Annotated in this window: 19 protein-coding genes and 2 tRNA genes; 12 read left to right on the forward strand and 9 right to left on the reverse strand. The window is 65.8% G+C overall.

Annotation, left to right across the window (positions count from 1 at the left end):
• The first annotated feature begins 92 nt into the window (after window positions 1-92).
• On the forward strand, window positions 93-335 hold the full coding sequence (locus tag XH81_RS14805) for a DUF6719 family protein (RefSeq protein WP_028141091.1): 243 nt from the start codon (window positions 93-95) through the stop codon (window positions 333-335).
• Between the two features lie 27 nt (window positions 336-362).
• Here the strand turns inward: XH81_RS14805 and XH81_RS14810 are convergent, their stop codons facing one another.
• Together XH81_RS14810 and XH81_RS14815 are read right to left on the reverse strand one after the other, a co-directional pair.
• Window positions 363-617, reverse strand: coding sequence for a hypothetical protein (locus XH81_RS14810; RefSeq protein WP_028141090.1), 255 nt, complete (start codon window positions 615-617; stop codon window positions 363-365).
• Window positions 618-1,024: 407 nt separating this feature from the next.
• Window positions 1,025-1,399, reverse strand: a complete 375-nt coding sequence (locus XH81_RS14815; RefSeq protein ID WP_028141089.1) for a hypothetical protein — start codon at window positions 1,397-1,399, stop codon at window positions 1,025-1,027.
• On the opposite strand from XH81_RS14815, the gene XH81_RS14820 reads away from it, so the two are divergent.
• Entirely contained in the window at window positions 1,398-1,664 is a 267-nt protein-coding gene (locus tag XH81_RS14820; protein WP_131233057.1) for a hypothetical protein, read from the forward strand. The two genes, XH81_RS14815 and XH81_RS14820, sit on opposite strands and share 2 nt — an antisense overlap.
• A 3-nt stretch (window positions 1,665-1,667) precedes the next feature.
• On the opposite strand, the gene XH81_RS14825 is transcribed toward XH81_RS14820, so the two are convergent.
• On the reverse strand, window positions 1,668-1,868 hold the full coding sequence (locus tag XH81_RS14825; protein WP_038950518.1) for a hypothetical protein: 201 nt from the start codon (window positions 1,866-1,868) through the stop codon (window positions 1,668-1,670).
• Window positions 1,869-2,105: 237 nt separating this feature from the next.
• Here XH81_RS14825 and XH81_RS14830 point away from each other — a divergent pair, with 237 nt between their 5' ends.
• The 4 genes from XH81_RS14830 (at window position 2,106) to XH81_RS14845 (ending at window position 7,348) form a co-directional block, all read left to right on the forward strand.
• Window positions 2,106-3,803 carry a methyl-accepting chemotaxis protein gene (locus tag XH81_RS14830; RefSeq protein WP_028141088.1) on the forward strand — a complete coding sequence of 566 codons (1,698 nt, stop codon included), beginning with the start codon at window positions 2,106-2,108 and terminating at the stop codon, window positions 3,801-3,803.
• Window positions 3,804-4,093: 290 nt separating this feature from the next.
• Window positions 4,094-4,807 (forward strand): class I SAM-dependent methyltransferase, encoded by a 714-nt coding sequence (locus XH81_RS14835; protein WP_028141087.1) that lies wholly within the window; start codon window positions 4,094-4,096, stop codon window positions 4,805-4,807.
• Window positions 4,808-4,906: 99 nt separating this feature from the next.
• On the forward strand, window positions 4,907-6,739 hold the full coding sequence (locus tag XH81_RS14840; protein ID WP_028141086.1) for an outer membrane protein assembly factor BamB family protein: 1,833 nt from the start codon (window positions 4,907-4,909) through the stop codon (window positions 6,737-6,739).
• Between the two features lie 195 nt (window positions 6,740-6,934).
• Complete coding sequence (locus XH81_RS14845; RefSeq protein ID WP_271596266.1) at window positions 6,935-7,348, forward strand: GFA family protein; 414 nt, start codon at window positions 6,935-6,937, stop codon at window positions 7,346-7,348.
• 18 nt (window positions 7,349-7,366) lie between these two features.
• Here XH81_RS14845 and XH81_RS14850 read toward each other — a convergent pair.
• A tRNA-Thr gene (locus XH81_RS14850) sits at window positions 7,367-7,441 on the reverse strand.
• Window positions 7,442-7,607: 166 nt separating this feature from the next.
• The gene (locus tag XH81_RS14855) at window positions 7,608-8,084 is read right to left on the reverse strand and encodes a hypothetical protein (protein WP_028141084.1); all 477 of its coding nucleotides are present in this window, start codon (window positions 8,082-8,084) and stop codon (window positions 7,608-7,610) included.
• 282 nt (window positions 8,085-8,366) lie between these two features.
• Between XH81_RS14855 and XH81_RS14860 the strand changes: the two genes are divergently transcribed.
• Window positions 8,367-8,852 (forward strand): hypothetical protein, encoded by a 486-nt coding sequence (locus XH81_RS14860; protein WP_028141083.1) that lies wholly within the window; start codon window positions 8,367-8,369, stop codon window positions 8,850-8,852.
• A gap of 43 nt (window positions 8,853-8,895) precedes the next feature.
• Window positions 8,896-9,387, forward strand: a complete 492-nt coding sequence (locus XH81_RS14865) for a hypothetical protein (protein WP_097668565.1) — start codon at window positions 8,896-8,898, stop codon at window positions 9,385-9,387.
• A 201-nt stretch (window positions 9,388-9,588) separates the two neighbouring features.
• Here XH81_RS14865 and XH81_RS14870 read toward each other — a convergent pair.
• Window positions 9,589-9,674 (reverse strand) — tRNA-Tyr (locus XH81_RS14870).
• A gap of 206 nt (window positions 9,675-9,880) precedes the next feature.
• Here XH81_RS14870 and rlmB point away from each other — a divergent pair.
• A complete protein-coding gene (gene rlmB / locus XH81_RS14875) occupies window positions 9,881-10,708 on the forward strand; it encodes a 23S rRNA (guanosine(2251)-2'-O)-methyltransferase RlmB (protein WP_028141081.1) in 828 nt (275 codons plus the stop codon).
• Between the two features lie 17 nt (window positions 10,709-10,725).
• On the opposite strand, the gene XH81_RS14880 is transcribed toward rlmB, so the two are convergent.
• Window positions 10,726-11,757: an LLM class flavin-dependent oxidoreductase gene (locus tag XH81_RS14880; RefSeq protein ID WP_028141080.1), complete on the reverse strand. Its 1,032-nt coding sequence runs from the start codon at window positions 11,755-11,757 to the stop codon at window positions 10,726-10,728.
• A gap of 150 nt (window positions 11,758-11,907) precedes the next feature.
• Window positions 11,908-12,855 (reverse strand): LysR family transcriptional regulator, encoded by a 948-nt coding sequence (locus tag XH81_RS14885; protein ID WP_256379470.1) that lies wholly within the window; start codon window positions 12,853-12,855, stop codon window positions 11,908-11,910.
• A gap of 87 nt (window positions 12,856-12,942) precedes the next feature.
• On the opposite strand from XH81_RS14885, the gene XH81_RS14890 reads away from it, so the two are divergent.
• Genes XH81_RS14890 through XH81_RS14900 form a run of 3 tightly spaced genes read left to right on the forward strand, consistent with a single transcriptional unit; the run spans window position 12,943 to window position 16,060 of the window.
• Window positions 12,943-14,301, forward strand: coding sequence for an MFS transporter (locus XH81_RS14890; protein WP_028141078.1), 1,359 nt, complete (start codon window positions 12,943-12,945; stop codon window positions 14,299-14,301).
• Window positions 14,298-14,795, forward strand: a complete 498-nt coding sequence (locus XH81_RS14895) for a GAF domain-containing protein (RefSeq protein WP_028141077.1) — start codon at window positions 14,298-14,300, stop codon at window positions 14,793-14,795. The genes XH81_RS14890 and XH81_RS14895 overlap by 4 nt, the downstream gene beginning before the upstream one ends.
• A gap of 17 nt (window positions 14,796-14,812) precedes the next feature.
• On the forward strand, window positions 14,813-16,060 hold the full coding sequence (locus XH81_RS14900) for a metal-dependent hydrolase family protein (protein WP_028141076.1): 1,248 nt from the start codon (window positions 14,813-14,815) through the stop codon (window positions 16,058-16,060).
• Between the two features lie 41 nt (window positions 16,061-16,101).
• On the opposite strand, the gene XH81_RS14905 is transcribed toward XH81_RS14900, so the two are convergent.
• Complete coding sequence (locus tag XH81_RS14905) at window positions 16,102-17,082, reverse strand: NADPH:quinone oxidoreductase family protein (protein WP_028141075.1); 981 nt, start codon at window positions 17,080-17,082, stop codon at window positions 16,102-16,104.
• Between the last annotated feature and the right edge of the window lie 13 nt (window positions 17,083-17,095).

The following is a 17,095-nucleotide window of genomic DNA, read 5'->3' on the forward strand; positions in this document are numbered from 1 at the left end:
CTTGGGTAAAGCAAAAATAATTTTTGCCGCTTACGGAACTCGCGCTCCGGAAAGCGTTATATGAGAATTACCGGGCTGGTGGGACGACGGACATGCGTATCTTGGTGTCGGCGGTGGTGCTCTCGTGCTTTGTCGGCCTGCCGTGCTCTGCACAGACAATCCTCAAATCCGAGCCTCTGATGCTGGCACCTTACGAGGTGGCTTTCGTCAAGGACGCGTCCTGCCCGTCGGGCAAGGTGCTCAAGGTCACCGGCGCGATCCGCGGGCTACATCGCCGCAAGGCCTGCGTGGCGCTGGCCGGTGAGCAGGCCTCGCTGGCAACCGCAACGCCCTGACCGCTTTGCGGCTTCCGCCGCCGGACCTCACGAATTCAGCTCGAGCTCCATCGTCGACTGGCGGTCGGCCTCGGCCTTGTTTTGGGCGGGGTCCTCACCTTGGGCGACCCGGCAGGGCTTAATCTCGTAGTCGTTGTCGAGCACCCGGCGTGGCCCGGGACGCTCCTCGTCGGCGCTGATGTCCACGACCAGACCGCTCCGATAAGCGAGCTTCCAGACGTCGGATTCGCTCGGATAGGCCTTGCTGATCTGGGCGTCGTTGCAGAACAAGGCGTAGGGCATTCTTCCCGCTCCCGGAAAGCGCATTAACGACCTCACGGGCCGCGGGTTCCGGGGGGGCTGGCGATCACGGGCCCGTGATCCAGGCTAAAGCATGATCCGGAAAGCGAGCAGCGGTTTTCCGAAAAGATCATGATTAAACAACAACTTAAAGCGCGATGACGATTCATCCTCATCGCATCGCGCTTTAGCCGGGCCTTGAGTCCTTAACGACTCCTGAATCGCGAAAAAAAGAATCCTTGGGACTCGTTTGGCGGAATCAGCGGATGTTTTCCGCCATGACGAGCGACCTGAAGACCTCCTGCGGGCACATGCTCCTGCCGCTGACGCTGGCGTTATTCGGCGCCTGCGCGGCCAATCTTTGGCTGGTGTGGTCCTGGCTGTAGGCCCCTCCGATGGGGGGTGGCGCGTTATTTTCTGACCGGTGGGGCCGGGGCGTCGTGGATGGCGGCGCGCAATCTGGTCAGGGTTTCGGCACAATATTCCTCGCGCTCGCGCTCGAACCGCTCCTGATGCTTGCGGAAATTGGCGATGCGGGCCTGCATCTCGGTGCGGAAATCACCGATCGCCCGCGGTGGCGGCGGAGGAGTGGGTGGGGGCGGTACCGGAGCTTGCGTCAGCTCGATCTCGACTGCAGCGACCTCCACGGCAACGATCTCGACCGCGGCTGTCGTGGCAACCGGGGTCCCTTCCGGCTGAAGGACATTATCCTTCATGCCGGTCACCGATTGGACGAAGGCCAGTGTCTGCGCGATCAGCGCGTCACGTTCCACGATCCATTTCATGATCCACCTCAGCCGGTCCCATTCCAGCAAAGCGGCTGCGGCGAATCAAGGCGGTAAACAAAGGATTGCATATTTTTCCCGGTCGCCCGAAAATAGGCAGATGGATTCCGGAAAAGAACGGTCGGACGAAGTGGAGGGCCTGAGGCTCATCCGCGCGTTCTTGTCGCTGCCGCCCGACAAGCGGGCGGAGGTGATCGCGTTCGTCGAGGAATTGGCGCGTGCGCATGGCCGGCCAGAGGAGGGCACGCAGGCGTCGCCGAGGTGAGCGCTATCGCTGGCGCGGATTGACGTTGGGCTCGAACGGTGCGCCAACCACCCGGACCGGTGTCTGAACCGGTGTCCGGGTGTCGTCGATCACGGCTGTCTCGGCGACCCGCTTTTCGGGGGCCGACCCAAGCATCGGCTCGAACAACATCAATGTCCCGGCCACGGCGACACAGCACAGCGTCACGGTCGCCAGCAGAAACATATTTCGGTTTTCTTCCCTGATCCGCATGGGCCAACAACGGCCGACGCCGAGGCTCGGTTCCCGTCTGGAATGTCGGGATCGCCCGCGCAACCGGTCGAAGCTTACGCGAAACTTACGGCGAGGGCTCAAAAGGGTTATTTTTCCGTAAGATGACGCCCTCAATTTGCATTAAATCTTAACGCCCGCCGGTTCCAATGCACGCCGGGATAGGCGCAGAAAATCATTGGGACGGCTGCGATGAGCTTTTTGAACAATCTGAAGATCGTCTGGAAGGTCGCGCTGATCGTGACCGTGATGGGCTGTGCGATGATCGCCGTCGCGGCCTTTGGCGTGCGCGAACTCTCCGCGACCGTCGACGGTTTCGGCGAGCTCTCCGCCGCGCAATCTTCCGCTCTCAACCTCACCCGCGCCCAGCGCCGCGCCGAGACCTACCACGCGGCGCTCTATGCGATCTTCACCGAGGCAACCGAAGCAGGCAACGCCAGACGCCTCAAGACCGCGACCCAGAACCGCGACGAAATTCGTCAATTCCTCGATGCGGCCGAGCAGGACGACCCATCGCGTGCCGGCGAGCTGAAGGGCATCGGCGACCAGCTGAAAGCTGCGTTCACCGGCTGCGATCCGGTGCTCCAGGCCGGCTCACAGGCCAGCAGCACGGAAGAGAACGCCAGGGCAGCCGAACGCGCGCACAAGGAGTGCGATCCCTTGCTCGATGCGGCCCTGGCACGCATCGCCAAGTTCACGACCGAGACGACCCAGGCCGTGGCCAAGCGCAAGGACACCATCAGCCGCGACGCTCACGCCGCGACCTGGACCGTGATCGGCGTCAGCGCCGGCGGTCTGATCCTGGGCATTGCGATCGCGCTGTTCATCGGCCTCAAGGCGATGTCGCAGCCGATCGCCCGGCTCAAGCTCGCCATGGAGGGGCTTGCCCGCAACGATCTCAAGACCGAGGTGCCCGAGAAGGACCGGCGCGACGAGATCGGCGACATGGCCAAGACGGTCGAAGTGTTCAAGACCAATGCATTGGAAGTCGAGCGCCTCAAGGCCGCGCAGCTCGAAGTCGAGAAGCAGGCTGCCGAGCAGCGCCGCCGCGACATGGTCAACCTCGCCGACGGCTTTGAACGCGCAGTCGGCGAGATCATCGAGACGGTCGGATCTGCCTCTACCGAGCTCGAAGCGTCGTCCTCGACGCTGGCGACCACCGCGCAGCGCGCGCAGGAGCTGACCTCGGTCGTCGCCGTCGCGTCCGGCGAAGCTACCGGCAACGTGCAGTCGGTAGCGACCGCCACGGAGGAGCTGTCCTCCTCGGTCAACGAGATCAGCCGGCAAGTGCAGGAATCCGCGCGGATGGCGGGCGAAGCCGTCACCCAGGCCCGCACCACGACGGAGCGGGTCAGCGAGCTCTCGGTTGCCGCGACGCGGATCGGCGACGTCGTGGAGCTGATCAACACGATTGCCGGCCAGACCAACCTTTTGGCGCTGAACGCCACGATCGAAGCGGCGCGTGCCGGCGAGGCCGGCCGCGGTTTCGCGGTCGTCGCGTCCGAAGTGAAGACGCTGGCCGAGCAGACCGCGAAAGCGACCGGCGAGATCAGTCTGCAGATCTCCGGCATCCAGACCGCGACCCAGGAATCCGTCAACGCGATCCGCGATATCTCCGTGACCATCGAGCGGCTGTCGGAGGTGTCTTCGACCATTGCCGCGGCCGTCGAGGAGCAGGGCGCCGCCACCCAGGAGATCTCGCGCAACGTCCAGCAGGCCGCTCACGGCACCCAGCAGGTCTCCTCGAACATCACCGACGTGCAGCGCGGCGCAGCCGAGACCGGCTCGGCCTCCTCGCAGGTGCTCTCGACCGCCAAGATGCTGGCGACCGATAGCAACCGGCTGAAGGACGAGGTCGGGAAATTCCTGCGGACGGTGCGCACGGCCTGAGTGTGCGCGGCGGCTTTCATGGCGCGCCCTCGATCACGCCAGCAGGAAACCGAGCACGAACACGAACAGCATGGCCGTCATGACGATGGCGGCCACCGCGCCAGCGACGATCTTGGCCTTCTCTCGGAGCGAGGTGGGACGCATTGCATGCGCATGCTACCTCATGTTGAATTCCGATCCAATCTGTCGTGACGGTGTGGCAGAAGCCGGATTGAGCGGCGGAGGCGCGCAGTTTTGAATGCGACGCTCCGCCTGTCGTATTGGCATGCGACTTGATTTGAGGCTTGCTGATGATCTCCAATCGTCCTCCCGTGCTCGCCCACGAACGCTTCGTCGCCGACCGCGACAATTTCTCAGGGCTAGATCTCGCCGCACGGTTCGAGCGGATCGAGCGGACGAACCTTTGGGGCGCGGCCCGTTCGGTGTCGGGCCTCGGTTCGGAGGATACGGCCACCACCGCGATCCGGGAGGCGCTTCCTTCGCTGCTGCAACGGCTCGGCGCGCGCTCGCTGCTCGATGCGCCCTGCGGCGATGCCGGCTGGATCGGCCGCGTCAAGCTCGACCTCGACTATATCGGCATCGACATCGTCCCGTCGCTGATCGAGACCAACAACGCGCGTGCGGCGCGCGGCGAATTGTCCGGCCGATTCCTGGTGGCCGATATCACGCGCGATGCACTGCCGCGTGCCGATCTGATCCTGTGCCGGGACTGCCTCGTGCATCTGAGTTTTCAGAACATCGCCCGCGTGATCGCCCGCTTTCGCGAGAGCGGCGCGCAATTCCTGCTCGTCACGACGTTTCCGGAGTGGGAGGACAACTGCGATTGCGAGGATGGCGACTGGCGCGCGCTCAACATGACGAAGGCGCCGTTCGACTGGCCGGTGCCGCGCGAATTGATCGACGAGCGCTGCGAGGAGGGCGATGGCGGCTGGCGCGACAAGAGCCTCGGGCTCTGGCGGCTGGATGAGTTGCCGGATCGCGTCCGCACGGCCACGGATGTGTGACAGCTGCGAGCAGAACGTCCATTGCGTCCGCGCTCGCCCCGGCGATAGACTTTGGGTTGTGTGGCGATCTCGCATCGCGGTGACCTGCCGGAGCCTACCATGAGAGCATGTGCTGTCCTGGCCGCGTTGTTGATCTGGTGCAGCGCGCCGGCGCTGGCACAGCAGGAGGGTGCAGCGCTCTATGCCGCGCATTGCGCGCAATGCCACGACGGCGATGTGCAGACCCGCGTGCCGGGCCGCGGCGCCATGCAGGCGATGTCGTTCGATCATGTGCTGGCGGCGTTGACCTCCGGCAGCATGGCTGCGATGGCAAAGGATCGCAGCGACGCGGAACGCCGCGCGATCGCGTCTTTCGTCACCGGCAAGATCGCGGCCGGCGGCGTTGCGGCCGACGCGGAAGGCCGTTGTACGCAGCAGGCCAGCGGTTTTCCGCAAGCCCTTGACGGTCCGCGCTGGAACGGATGGGGCGTCGACACCAACAACAGCCGATTCCAGCCCGCCGACATGGCGGGGCTGACGGCGGAACAGGTGCCGCGCCTGCGGTTGAAATGGGCCTATGCATTCCCCGGCGCCTCGGTGTCGTTTGCGCCGCCGACCATCGTGGGCGGAATGCTGTTCATCGGCGGCACCGATCGCAAGATGCACGCGCTCGACGCGCGCAGCGGCTGCACGCTGTGGACGCTGGCGATCGATGCGGCGGTGCGGGCCGCGATCAGCTTTGCACCACTTCCGGGCTCCGACCAGTTCGCGATCTTCTTCGGCGATTTGCGCGCCAACGCCTATGCCGTGAACGCGCTGACCGGCGCGCTGATCTGGAAGACGAAGGTCGAGGAGCATGCCGCCGCGCGCATCACCGGCGCGCCGACGCTGCATTCCGGCGTGCTCTACGTGCCGGTGTCCTCGCTCGAGGAAGCCGCCGGCTCGCAGGCGAGTTACGAATGCTGCACCTTCCGCGGCAGCGTGGTGGCGCTCGACGCCGCGACCGGCAAGCTGGTCTGGCAGGCCTATACGATTCCGGAAGTGCCGCATCCGACCGGCAAGAATGCCAGGGGCACGCAGCTGTTCGGTCCGTCGGGCGCTGCGATCTGGTCGGCGCCGACGATCGATGTGAAGCGCAATGCCGTCTATGTGGCGACCAGCAATTCCTACTCGAACCCGCCGGCGGCAACCGCCGATGCGATCCTCGCTTTTGAGCTTGGGACCGGGAAGCTGCTCTGGAAGCAGCAGGCCACGCCCAAGGACGCCTTCGTCGTGGCGTGCTTCACCGCGGACAAGTCCAATTGCCCGGAGGATCACGGACCCGATCACGATTTCGGCCAGTCGCCGATCCTCGTGGCCTTGCGCGATGGCAGGCGCGTGCTCGTCATCGCGCAGAAGTCCGGCGTCGTGCACGCGCTTGATCCTGACGACGGCGGCAAGATCCTGTGGCAGACCCGGATCGGGAAGGGCGGAGCGCTCGGCGGGAGCGAATGGGGCTCGGCCGCGGACGGTGAGCGGATCTATGTCGCCAACTCCGACGTGCGCTTCATGCGTGACGGCACGCGGCAACTCGATTCCACGCAAGGCGGCGGCCTGTTCGGCCTCGACCTCGTCAGCGGCAAGATTGCCATGGAAGTGCCGCCGGTCGCCTGCGGCGACCGCCCCAAATGCAGCCCCGCGCTCTCGGCAGCGGTGAGCCTGATTCCGGGCGTGGTGTTCTCCGGCGGCGTCAGCGGCTTCCTGCGCGCCTATGCCACCGACGGCAAGCTGCTCTGGGAGTTCGACACCGCGCAGGATTTCAAGGCCGTGAACGGCGTCCCCGCCCATGGCGGCGCAATCGACGGTCCCGGGCCGGTCATCGCCGGCGGCATGCTCTACACCAATTCCGGCTACGGCCAATGGAGCGGCGTCGCCGGCAACGTGCTGCTGGCGTTCGAGGTGGGGACGGAGTGAGGATCTTGCTGTGTCCCGGACGCGCCGCAACGCCTTCAGTGTTGCGGCGCTGAGCCGGGACCCAGAAAGCGGAACGAAGAAATGCGGCGCGATAGGCCCCGGCTCTGCGGCGCATCGCCGAAGAGGCGCTGCACTGCGTCCGGGGCACGGACCGCCTTTTCAATTCGCATCCGTCCAGCAGGGAGAGCAGATTCGATGATCGATGCCAGATGCCGCTGCGGTGCTCTTTCGCTGTCGCTGCCGGGACCATCGCAGTTCGTCGTCGCCTGTCATTGCCTCGACTGTCAGCGACGAACCGGCGCGCCGTTCGGCGTGGGTGCGTTCTATCCGGCGCACGCTGTCACGATCGCGGGACCGTCAAAGGAGTACGTTCGGACAGCCGCGAGCGGCGGCAAGGTCCGCAGCTATTTTTGTCCCGACTGCGGTTCGACCGTCTATTGGCAAGCCGAGAATCTGCCCGCGATGATCGGCGTTGCCGTCGGCGCGATCGCAAATCCGGATTTTCCGCCGCCGAACAGATCGGTGTTCGAGCAGTCCAAGCATGGCTGGGTGGAGATGTCAGGTGCCGAGCACTTCCAGCAAGGCAGCGCGCCGAAGCATTCGAGCTGAGACCTGTACGCCAGATGCTGGTGCCGGCTGAGGGGATTGAACCCCCGACCTTCGGTTTACAAAACCGCTGCTCTACCGCTGAGCTAAGCCGGCGACGCCTGACGACGCGGGCAGGGCCGGCATGGGCCGGGGTGTCCACCCGTTGCGCGCCGCAATACCAGACTTGATCGGAAAGTGCCAGAACCGGAAAGGCCGTCGCCGCGAACATGAATCAGGCGGCCCGGAGGCCGCCTGATCTCTCGCATCGATTTAGATCGCCTTACTGGCAGATGTGCCGGCGGCCGTCTGCGCCCTTGAACCAGGTGCCAGGCGTACAGACGAAGCCGTTACGCTGGGCGTAGGTGCGGGTGTCCCAGCCACGATTGTCCCAGCCGCGGTTGTCCCACGAATTGTCGTAGGCGTAGGAATTGTCCCAGGCGCGGAACGGCGCGCTGGCAATCGCGCCCGCGGTGCCGATCGCGGCGCCGGCTACGCCGGCTGCGACGTCGGTCGGCCAGAAGCCGGTGCGGCTCCTGTTCCAATCGTTATTCCAGTCGCCATTGGTTTGACGATAGGACGCGCGGCGATGGCGGTATCCGCTATCGGTGTAAGGATTTCCCGGGCCGAGATTCTGGCAATTGGCGTTGGGGAATTGCGCCGAGCAGCGGCCGGGATTGGTGACGACGGCCTGCGCCATGGCAGAGCCTGCCAGCATGGTCGCCGCAATCGCCGTCGCTCCAAGAAGCTTGATGTTCATGGTTGTTGGCTCCCATTTTGTTGACGGGGGCTAAACGCTTGCGGCGCCGGACGTTCCGATGAAACCGGTGGATTTTCTCGCAAGCGGTGGTCAAACCGATGTGAGCAGCCGCGGTTCCGCTTGGCCAAGCCGCGTGCCGTTAATGCTTCGCTAGTCCGCCGTGCAGCATTTGAGCGGCCCGCAATCCTTACACATTAGGCTTACCGGAATTTGGTGAGCGGGCCTTAACCCTCTCTGCGCCGCGATCGGATAGGTTGCCGCCGCATAACCGGGGTCCCCCTCATGCGCATTGTGGCGCTCGCTGCCTTTCTGATCGGACTGCCCGCGACGGCGTTTGCCGGCGAAGGCTTCGATATCGTCGTGCCCGGCCGGCCCGGCGTGCCGATCATCATCAACAACATCGACGCGTCCTATGCCGTGGTCGAGGGCACCTGGGGTCTTGGCAAGAACCAGCAGGTGCAGCCCACGATCTATGGCGGGCGCTATGTCGCCGAGCGGCAGCCTGCCGATGTCGGCCATTATTATCCGACGCTGGGCCTGCGGCCCGGCTACGGCCGGCTCGAGGTCGAGCCGCCCGCGAACCGGAAATTGCCGAAGCCCGCCGAGAGCTACCATCAGAGCTGGGGCGCGCAATCGGCGCCGCTGCCGCCGCAGATGGACGCGCCCGTCGATGCGCCGCCGGTGATCCTCGCGCCTGAAATCAACGATCGTCCGCGGCCACCGCGACCGCGGCCGCATGTCCAGGTCCCCGGCAAACCGCCGGGTTAAGAAACGTCAAAATCCAACAAACAGAAATCAACAGGAGAGAGTAATGCGTCAAATGATTTCGGGACTGGTTGCGGCGGCTGCCGTGATGTTCGTCGCCACGGCACCCGCCGCGGCGTGCGGCTTCAACCCGTGCCAGCCGGTCGCGCCGGTCTATTCCGGCTGCAACACCGGTTGCGGCGGCTACGGCTATGGTGCCGGCTACGGCTATGGTGCCTATGAGCGTCTCGCCGAGCCGGCCACGCAATATTATCACGTCAACCAGGGCCCGACCTATACCGGCCCGGGCGCCTTCGCGCCGTATCCGACCTATCGTGAAGACGCGGTCGTCGCGCCCGCCAATTACGGCTACGGCTATCGCGCCGCCGTGGCTCCCTATCACCGCCCGTACTACCGTCCGTACCGCTACGGCTACGGCCCGCGCTACGGCTATCTGCCGCGCGTGCACTACGGCCATGGTCCGCGCTACGGCTACGCCCACCGTCACGCGCCGGCGCCGTACTATGGCGGTCACCGCGTGCTGCGCCGCTATTACTGATCCCTGATCGGTTGAGCTGACGAGACGCCCGTTCGCGCGATGCGGACGGGCGTTTTGCTTTTCTGATTATGTGCGGGCGCGATCAATCAGGTCGATAGCCCGCCTACGCCTGACGGCTACGGCGTGGCAGCCTTCGCTCGCTTCGCTGAATGATGATCTGGATTGGCTTGCCAAGCCGAAGCTCGCGAAGCGAGCGAAGGCTGGTGGGGGAGGCAGGACTCGAACCTGCGAAGCCATGAGGCGGCTGATTTACAGTCAGCTCCCTTTGCCACTCGGGACACTCCCCCGCTCGACGGCAGCACAATCGGGCCGGACCTTGCCGGCGACCGAAGACGGCCATGGAACGTGAAGGCCGCGACAGCCCGGATGGGGGCGCGACCGGGCGCGGTTATGGGCGATCCGGTGGGGCAAAGTCAACCGAGGCGAACAGCTAAAATCGCCTTCGAAGCCACCCAAATTGCCATATTCCGGCACCCGTGACACAAGCGAGCCCATGAAGGACAAAAAATTCACCCCCAGGGGCCCCCGCGGCGGGGCTAAGCCCTTCAACAGACCCGGGAAATCGGCCGGCCGGCCGGCCTGGCGCGACCGCGATTCGCACGCCGACGGGCCGGTCATCCTCTATGGCTGGCACACCGTCACCATGGCGCTGGCCAACCCGGAGCGACGGATCCGCAAGCTGACGCTGACCGAGAACGCTGCGAAGCGACTTGCGGACGAGAATATCGAGACCCGCGTCACGCCCGAGATCGTCCGGCCCCAGGAGATCGACCGTCTGCTCTCGCCCGATGCCGTGCATCAGGGCCTGCTTGCGGAAGCCGATCCTCTGCCTTCGCCTGATATCGAGACCTTGAAGCAGGAAGGCATGGTGCTGGTGCTCGACCAGATCACCGACCCGCACAATGTCGGCGCGATCCTGCGCTCCGCCGCAGCGTTCGCGGTGAAGGCGATCGTCACCACTGCCCGCCACAGCCCGGAAGCCACCGGCGTGCTCGCCAAGGCCGCCTCCGGCGCGCTGGAGCTGGTGCCTGTTGTGACCGTGCAGAACCTCGCGCGCGCCCTGACCACGCTGAATGAAATCGGCTTCCAGACCGTCGGGCTGGACAGCGAAGGCAGCGCGGATCTCAGCGACGTCGCGCTGCGCGAGCCGCTCGCGCTGGTGTTAGGGGCCGAAGGCAAGGGCCTGCGGCAATTGACCCGCGAGACCTGCAGCGTCGTGGCGCGGCTCGACATGCCCGGCGAGATCAAGAGCCTCAACGTCTCCAACGCCGCCGTGCTTTCGCTCTATGTCGGCGCGAGCCGGCTCGGGCTGATGAAGTAGGCGGCCGCCTCAAGCCGCTACCCCATCATCTCCCGCACCATCGGCACCACCTTGCGCCCATAAAGCTCGATGCTCTTCATCAGCTTCTGATGCGGCAAGGGACCCGCCGAATACTTCAGCTGAAACCGCGCAATGCCGAGCGTCTTCGCCGTCCTGGCGATCTTGCGCGCCACCGTTTCCGGCGAGCCGGCATAGAGCGAGCCGTGCTCGACCTCGCTCGCGAACTCGTCGCGGCCCATCGGCGGCCAGCCGCGTTCCTTGCCGATGCGGTCGCGCATGGCCTTGTAGTCGGGCCATAGCTCCTCGCGCGCCTCTTCATCCGTCTCGGCGACATAGCCGGGCGAGTGCACGCCGATCGGCTGCGCGGGGCGGCCGAACTCCTTGGCGGCGCGGTGATGGAGATCGACGAACGGCGCAAAGCGCGCGGGATCGCCGCCGATGATCGCGAGCATCAAAGGCAGGTCGTAATGCGCAGCGCGCACCACCGATTGCGGGCTGCCGCCGACGCCGATCCAGGTTTTAAGCCGGCCGTTCTCGACCGGGGGATAGACCAGCTGATCCCGCAGCGGCGGACGCAGCTTGCCCTCCCAGCTCACCGGCTTCTGCGCCAGCAGGGCAGCAAACAGGTCCAGCTTCTCCTCGAACAGCTCTTCGTATTTGCGCAGGTCGAAACCGAACAACGGAAAGGATTCAGTGAACGAGCCGCGGCCGAGGATCACCTCGGCGCGTCCGTTGGAGAGCGCGTCCAGCGTGGCAAAGCGCTGGAAGACGCGGATGGGATCGTCCGAAGACAGCACCGTTACGGCCGAGCCGAGATGGATGCGCTTGGTCCGCGATGCGATCGCGGCGAGCACGGTCTCCGGCGAGGAGATCGCAAAATCGGCGCGGTGGTGTTCGCCGAGGCCGATGAAGTCGAGGCCGAGTTCGTCGGCCAGCACCGCTTCGTCGACGACGTTGCGGATCACCTGCGCGTGCGGAAGCATGGCGCCTGCGGCATCCCTGGTGACGTCGCCAAAAGTATCCAGTCCGAATTGAAGCGATGCGGTCATCGGTGAGGTCTCTGCGGGCGCAGCTTGCGCTTGTCGCTGTGGGAGGGAATCGTCTGCGATGGAGCTAGGCCGCGGCGGCCGGTGCAACAATGCTGCTTTGAGAAACCCACCGTTTCCTTTTTGGATCGTGCCAGGCCCGCGCCCGTACGCTCAGTCGGACCTGGTGAACATCTCGACCAGGGTCTCGCGCAGCCAGCGCTGGGCCGGCACGGTGTCGTTGCGTTGGTGCCAGAACAGGCTGACGATGCGCGGCGGCGCCTTGAGCGGCAGCGGCATGGCGTGCAGGAACGGCGCGTGCCGGGATTGCGAGCGCAGATCGCTCGGCAGCACCGCGATCAGGTCGGACTGGCGCACCACCTCGTAGGCGGCGCTGTAGTGATTGACGGTCGCGACCAGATTGCGCGACAGCCCGCGCGAAGCGAGGAAGAGGTCGTAGGACGGCAGGGTCTTGCCGGCGAGGCTGACGTCGACATGGCCTGCGCCGAGGAAGCTGCGCGTGCTGAGCCGCTTCTGGGCGGCGAGCGGATGGCCGCGCCGCATGAAGCAGGCATAGTCGACCGTCCACAGCGAGCGCGAGCGGATGGCGGCCGGCTGCTGCGCCTCGTTGACATAGACGCTGAGCACGCAATCGACGCGATTGTCTTCGAGCTGATCGGCGATCTCCAGAATGGTGTTGGGGACGGTGTGCACGCGCGCCTTGGGCGCGACCTTGCCGAAATGGCCGAGCAGATTCGGCATCACCAGCGAGGCGACGTAATCCGACATCGACAGGCTGAACTCGGTCTGCGCGCGGCGCGGATCGAACACCTGCTCGTCGAGCGCGCCGCGGACGGTTTCGAGCGCCTCGCCGATCGGCTCCCACAACACCACCGCGCGCTGGGTCGGACGGATGCCGGTGCCGGACCTGACGAACAGGGGATCGCCGAGCGCGTCGCGCAGCCGCGCCAGCGCGTTGCTGACCGCCGGCTGCGTCATCAGCAGTGCGTTGGCGGCGCGCGTCACGCTGCCCTCGGTCATCAGGGCTTCGAAGACTTTCAGCAGGTTGAGGTCGAGCGATCGAAACGACAGAACATTCACCGTAGTGATGTATGGGATCACGATTATAAATTATGACGATAATATCTCTTTGTCTATGGTTCCCCCAGGGACTTGCGGATGCCGGGCCGCCGGACAGAGGGGACTTACATGTCGATGATCTCGGCGCGCATCGAGCGCCTGCCATTCGCACGCTTCCACACGCATCTGCTGTTGATGGGCGGGCTCGGCTACATGTTCGACGCGATGGACGCCGCCGTGCTGGCGTTCATCCTGCCGGTGCTGCGCACCGCCTGGAATCTGACGAGCGTGCAGATCGGCGTGCTCGGCAGCAGCACCTATATCGGCTTCCTGTTCGGCGCGTTGCTGGCGGGCACGCTCGGCGACCTGATCGGACGCCGCGCGGTGATGATGTCGGCGCTGGCGCTCTATTGTGCCGCATCGATCGTCAGCGCCGCCGTGGACAGCTGGCCATCCTTCTTCGCCGCCCGCGTCGTCGCGGGCATGGGCACCGGCGCCGAGAGCGCGATCATCGCGCCTTATCTCGCCGAGTTCGTGGCGCGGCGCTTCCGCGGCAGCTTCACCGGCGCGCTGGCCGGGTTCTTCTCCTTCGGCTTCGTCGCGGCGGCCTTGCTCGGCTACTTCATCGTTCCCGCCTATGAGAACGGCTGGCGCATCGTGCTGGTGATCACCGCGGTGCCGGTCGTCATGCTGCTCTGGTGGCGCCGGGCGCTGCCGGAATCGCCGCGCTGGCTGGAAAGCCGGGGCAGGGCGAAGGAAGCCGAAGCGGTGCTGGACAGGATCGAAGCCGGCTTCGCGCGCCAGGGGCATGTGCTGCCGCAGCCGGTCGTCGACGCGGTCAGCCCGCCCGTCGCCGGGGGAACGTTGCTTGCCAATTTCGCGGCGCTTCTGGCGCCCCGGCAGGCGCGCATCACCGTCATGACCTGGATCATGTGGCTTGCGATCACCTTCAGCTATTATTCCTTCTTCGTCTGGATTCCCGGCCTCCTGGTCCAGAACGGCATGAGCATCACTAAGAGCTTCGCCTATTCGCTCGCGATCTATTGCGCGCAGATCCCCGGCTATTTCAGCGCCGCGTATTTCAACGAGCGCATCGGCCGGCAGGCGACCATTGCGTCATACATGGTGCTCGGCGGTATCAGCGCGCTCGGACTCGCCTTCGCGCAGAGCGACCAGCACATCATGGTCGCGGGGATCCTGCTGTCGTTCTTCATGAACGGCACCTATGCCGGCGTCTATGCCTATACGGCCGAGGTGTTCCCGACGCCGGTGCGGACCACCGGCGCCGGGCTTGCCTCGGCGATCGGCCGGATCGGCGCGATCGTCTCGCCGATCCTGGTCGGCTACCTCTATCCCAATTTCGGCTTTGCCGGCGTGTTCGGGATCACCACCAGCGTTCTGCTGATCGGTGCGCTCACCGTCGTGGTGATGGGCGTGCCGACGCGCGGCCGGTCGCTGGAAGACATTGCGGCGGGCGAAGTCGCATGAGGGCAACGACGCGCCCGCCCGATCCACTGCTCAACGCCGTGGCGGCGGCGCAGGGCAGGGCGGATCAGCCGGAGGCGCTGTTCTCGGCGCTGGACCAAGCCTTGAAATCGGCGATCGGGCACAAGCTGTTCACGATCCTGACCTATGACGACGATACGGGCGAAGCGGCGCGGATCTATTCCAATCTCCCCGAGCCTTACCCGACGGGCGGCCGCAAGCGGCTGGCGCCGGGCCCGTGGACCGAGGCCGTGCTCGACCGCGGCGAAGCCTATATCGGCCGCACTCTCGATGATCTGCGCAATGTGTTCGCCGATCACGAGCTGATCGCTTCACTCGGCTGCGAGAGCGTGCTCAACATGCCCGTGCGCTGGCGCGGGCGCACGCTCGGCTCGCTCAACCTGCTCCATGAAGCGGGCTGGTACGGTGCGGACGACGTCGCTGCGTGTCTTCCGTTCGCCCAGCTCGCATTGCCCGCGCTGCTCACACCGTCCTGACCAGACAGGAAACGACCATGCCCAGCACCCTCTTCAAGAACGCCGCTCTGCTCGATCCGCTTCAGCCGGATTTGCTGGAGGGCCATTACGTGCTGGTCGAGGACAATGTGATCAAGGAGGTCTCGGACCGGCCGCTCCAGGCTTCAGTCGACCGCACCATCGACCTCAACGGCAAGACGCTGATGCCCGGCCTGATCGACCTGCATGTCCATGCGGTGGCGGTCGAGCTCAATCTGTCGCAGCAGGTGCACATGCCGAACGTGCTGGTGACGCTGCGCTCGACGCTGCTGCTGCGCGGCATGCTTCGGCGTGGCTTCACCACCGTTCGCGACGCCGGCGGCGCCGGCCATGCGCTGAAGCAGGCGATCGAGACCGGTCTCACCGACGGCCCGCGGCTGTTCGTCTCCGGCCGCGCGCTGAGCCAGACCGGCGGGCATGGCGACATGCGGGCACGTTCGGATTACCTCGCCAGCGACGCACCGTGCCCCTGCTGCGTGCGCGTCGGCGCGCTGGCGCGCGTCGCCGACGGCGTCGACGGCGTGCGCAAGGCGGCGCGCGAGGAGCTGCAGATGGGCGCCGACCAGATCAAGATCATGGCGTCCGGCGGCGTCGCGTCACCGACCGATCCGGTTGGCGCCTTCGGCTACTCCGAGGACGAGATCCGCGCCATCGTCGAGGAGGCGCGCGGGCGCCAGACCTATGTGCTCGCCCACGCCTATACCGCTGCCGCGATCGAGCGCGCGGTTCGCTGCGGCGTGCGCACCATCGAGCACGGCAATCTGGTCGATGCCCAGACCGCGCGCCTGATGGCCGAGAAGGGCGCCTATGTGGTGCCGACGCTCGTCACCTACGAGGCGCTGGCCAATGAAGGCGCGCAATATGGCCTGCCGCCCGAGAGCGTCGCCAAGATCGCCGATGTCCGCGACGCCGGCCTGCGTTCGCTCGCGATCTATCGCGACGCCGGCGTGAAGATGGGGTTCGGCAGCGATCTGCTCGGGCCGTCGCAGCGCCTCCAGAGCGACGAATTCCGCATTCGCGCCGAGATTCTCGGTCCGCGCGCGGTGATCGCCAGCGCCACGGTGATCGGCGCCGAGGTGCTCGGCATGGAGGGCAAGCTCGGCCGCATCGTGCCCGAGTCGATCGCGGACCTGCTGGTGGTCGACGGCAATCCGCTGCGCGACGTCGCCTGCCTGCTCGGCCAGGGCGAGCATATTCCACTGGTGATGAAGGCGGGCAAGGTCCAGTTCGACAGGCTGAACACGTAGCTGCCGCCGCGTCACGGACGCCCTCGCGCCGCTCGTGCGTCCTATGTCGAGATGCGCACGACCATCTTGCCGAGCGCCCCGCGCGTTTGCATGGTCCTGAACGCTTCCCGGAAATCGCCCAGCGCGAAGACGCGACCGACCACAGGCTTCAGCTGGCCGTCGGCAAGCCAGCCCGTCAACTGCAACATCAGGCGTTTCTGCACGTCGGGCTCGCGCAACGGGATCTGTGCGAGGTCGACACCGAGCAGGGCGCCGCCCTTCAGCAGGGGCAGGTTGAACGGTAGCGCGGGGATCGCGCCGGCGGCAAAACCGACCACGAGATGACGGCCGCGCCAGGCGATGGAGCGAAAGGCCTGCACCGAGATCTCGCCGCCGACGGGGTCGAAGATCACGTCAGCGCCGTGTCCTCCCGTCAATTCCTTCAGTGTGTCGCGCCAGCCAGTCTGCGTGTAGTCGATCACAGCGTCGGCGCCGTGCGCCAGCGCGAACGCGCGCTTGTCCGGTGTCGATGCTGCTGCGATCACACGGGCGCCAAGCAGCTTGCCGATCTGGACTGCCGCAATTCCGGTGCCGCCAGCTGCGCCCAGCACCAGAAGCTGTTCCCCTGCGACCAGCATGGCGCGTGAGCTGAGCGCATAGAGGGCGGTCAGATAATTGGCGCGAAACGAGGCGGCGACTTCGGCCGCGACACCGTCGGGCAGGGGATGGAGCGCTTCGGGTCTGACGACGATCTCTTCGGCAAGCGCGCCCGCGCGCGTCATCCCCATCACGCGCATGCCGGGCTGATAGCCGCCGGGTGCGCCGGGCGCGTCCGTCACCACGCCCGCGAACTCCGTCCCGGGAATGAAGGGCAGGGGATCTTTGGTCTGATAGCGTCCCTCGATCTTCAAGCCGTCGACGAAGCCGATCCCGGCAGCTTCCACGCGGATGCGCAATTGTCCCGGTTCCATGGACGGCGGCGGGACGTCCTTCAGTTCGATCTGATCGATCGGTGCGTATTGCTCGACGACGACGGCTTTCATGTCGGACCTCTGT

The organism is Bradyrhizobium sp. CCBAU 25360, from assembly GCF_028128695.1.
Taxonomy (GTDB): domain Bacteria; phylum Pseudomonadota; class Alphaproteobacteria; order Rhizobiales; family Xanthobacteraceae; genus Bradyrhizobium; species Bradyrhizobium ottawaense.

What these genes read in the sequence shown, in the direction of transcription:
- XH81_RS14895 (WP_028141077.1), top strand. Translation starts at nt 14,298, where the DNA reads ATGAGGGCAACGACGCGCCCGCCCGATCCACTGCTCAACGCCGTGGCG.
- XH81_RS14820 (WP_131233057.1), top strand. Translation starts at nt 1,398, where the DNA reads ATGATCCACCTCAGCCGGTCCCATTCCAGCAAAGCGGCTGCGGCGAAT.
- XH81_RS14845 (WP_271596266.1), top strand. Translation starts at nt 6,935, where the DNA reads ATGATCGATGCCAGATGCCGCTGCGGTGCTCTTTCGCTGTCGCTGCCG.
- XH81_RS14900 (WP_028141076.1), top strand. Translation starts at nt 14,813, where the DNA reads ATGCCCAGCACCCTCTTCAAGAACGCCGCTCTGCTCGATCCGCTTCAG.
- XH81_RS14860 (WP_028141083.1), top strand. Translation starts at nt 8,367, where the DNA reads ATGCGCATTGTGGCGCTCGCTGCCTTTCTGATCGGACTGCCCGCGACG.
- XH81_RS14905 (WP_028141075.1), bottom strand. Translation starts at nt 17,082, where the DNA reads ATGAAAGCCGTCGTCGTCGAGCAATACGCACCGATCGATCAGATCGAA.
- XH81_RS14840 (WP_028141086.1), top strand. Translation starts at nt 4,907, where the DNA reads ATGAGAGCATGTGCTGTCCTGGCCGCGTTGTTGATCTGGTGCAGCGCG.
- XH81_RS14815 (WP_028141089.1), bottom strand. Translation starts at nt 1,399, where the DNA reads ATGAAATGGATCGTGGAACGTGACGCGCTGATCGCGCAGACACTGGCC.
- XH81_RS14880 (WP_028141080.1), bottom strand. Translation starts at nt 11,757, where the DNA reads ATGACCGCATCGCTTCAATTCGGACTGGATACTTTTGGCGACGTCACC.
- XH81_RS14890 (WP_028141078.1), top strand. Translation starts at nt 12,943, where the DNA reads ATGTCGATGATCTCGGCGCGCATCGAGCGCCTGCCATTCGCACGCTTC.
- XH81_RS14805 (WP_028141091.1), top strand. Translation starts at nt 93, where the DNA reads ATGCGTATCTTGGTGTCGGCGGTGGTGCTCTCGTGCTTTGTCGGCCTG.
- XH81_RS14830 (WP_028141088.1), top strand. Translation starts at nt 2,106, where the DNA reads ATGAGCTTTTTGAACAATCTGAAGATCGTCTGGAAGGTCGCGCTGATC.
- XH81_RS14825 (WP_038950518.1), bottom strand. Translation starts at nt 1,868, where the DNA reads ATGTTTCTGCTGGCGACCGTGACGCTGTGCTGTGTCGCCGTGGCCGGG.
- XH81_RS14865 (WP_097668565.1), top strand. Translation starts at nt 8,896, where the DNA reads ATGCGTCAAATGATTTCGGGACTGGTTGCGGCGGCTGCCGTGATGTTC.
- XH81_RS14810 (WP_028141090.1), bottom strand. Translation starts at nt 617, where the DNA reads ATGCCCTACGCCTTGTTCTGCAACGACGCCCAGATCAGCAAGGCCTAT.
- XH81_RS14855 (WP_028141084.1), bottom strand. Translation starts at nt 8,084, where the DNA reads ATGAACATCAAGCTTCTTGGAGCGACGGCGATTGCGGCGACCATGCTG.
- rlmB (WP_028141081.1), top strand. Translation starts at nt 9,881, where the DNA reads ATGAAGGACAAAAAATTCACCCCCAGGGGCCCCCGCGGCGGGGCTAAG.
- XH81_RS14835 (WP_028141087.1), top strand. Translation starts at nt 4,094, where the DNA reads ATGATCTCCAATCGTCCTCCCGTGCTCGCCCACGAACGCTTCGTCGCC.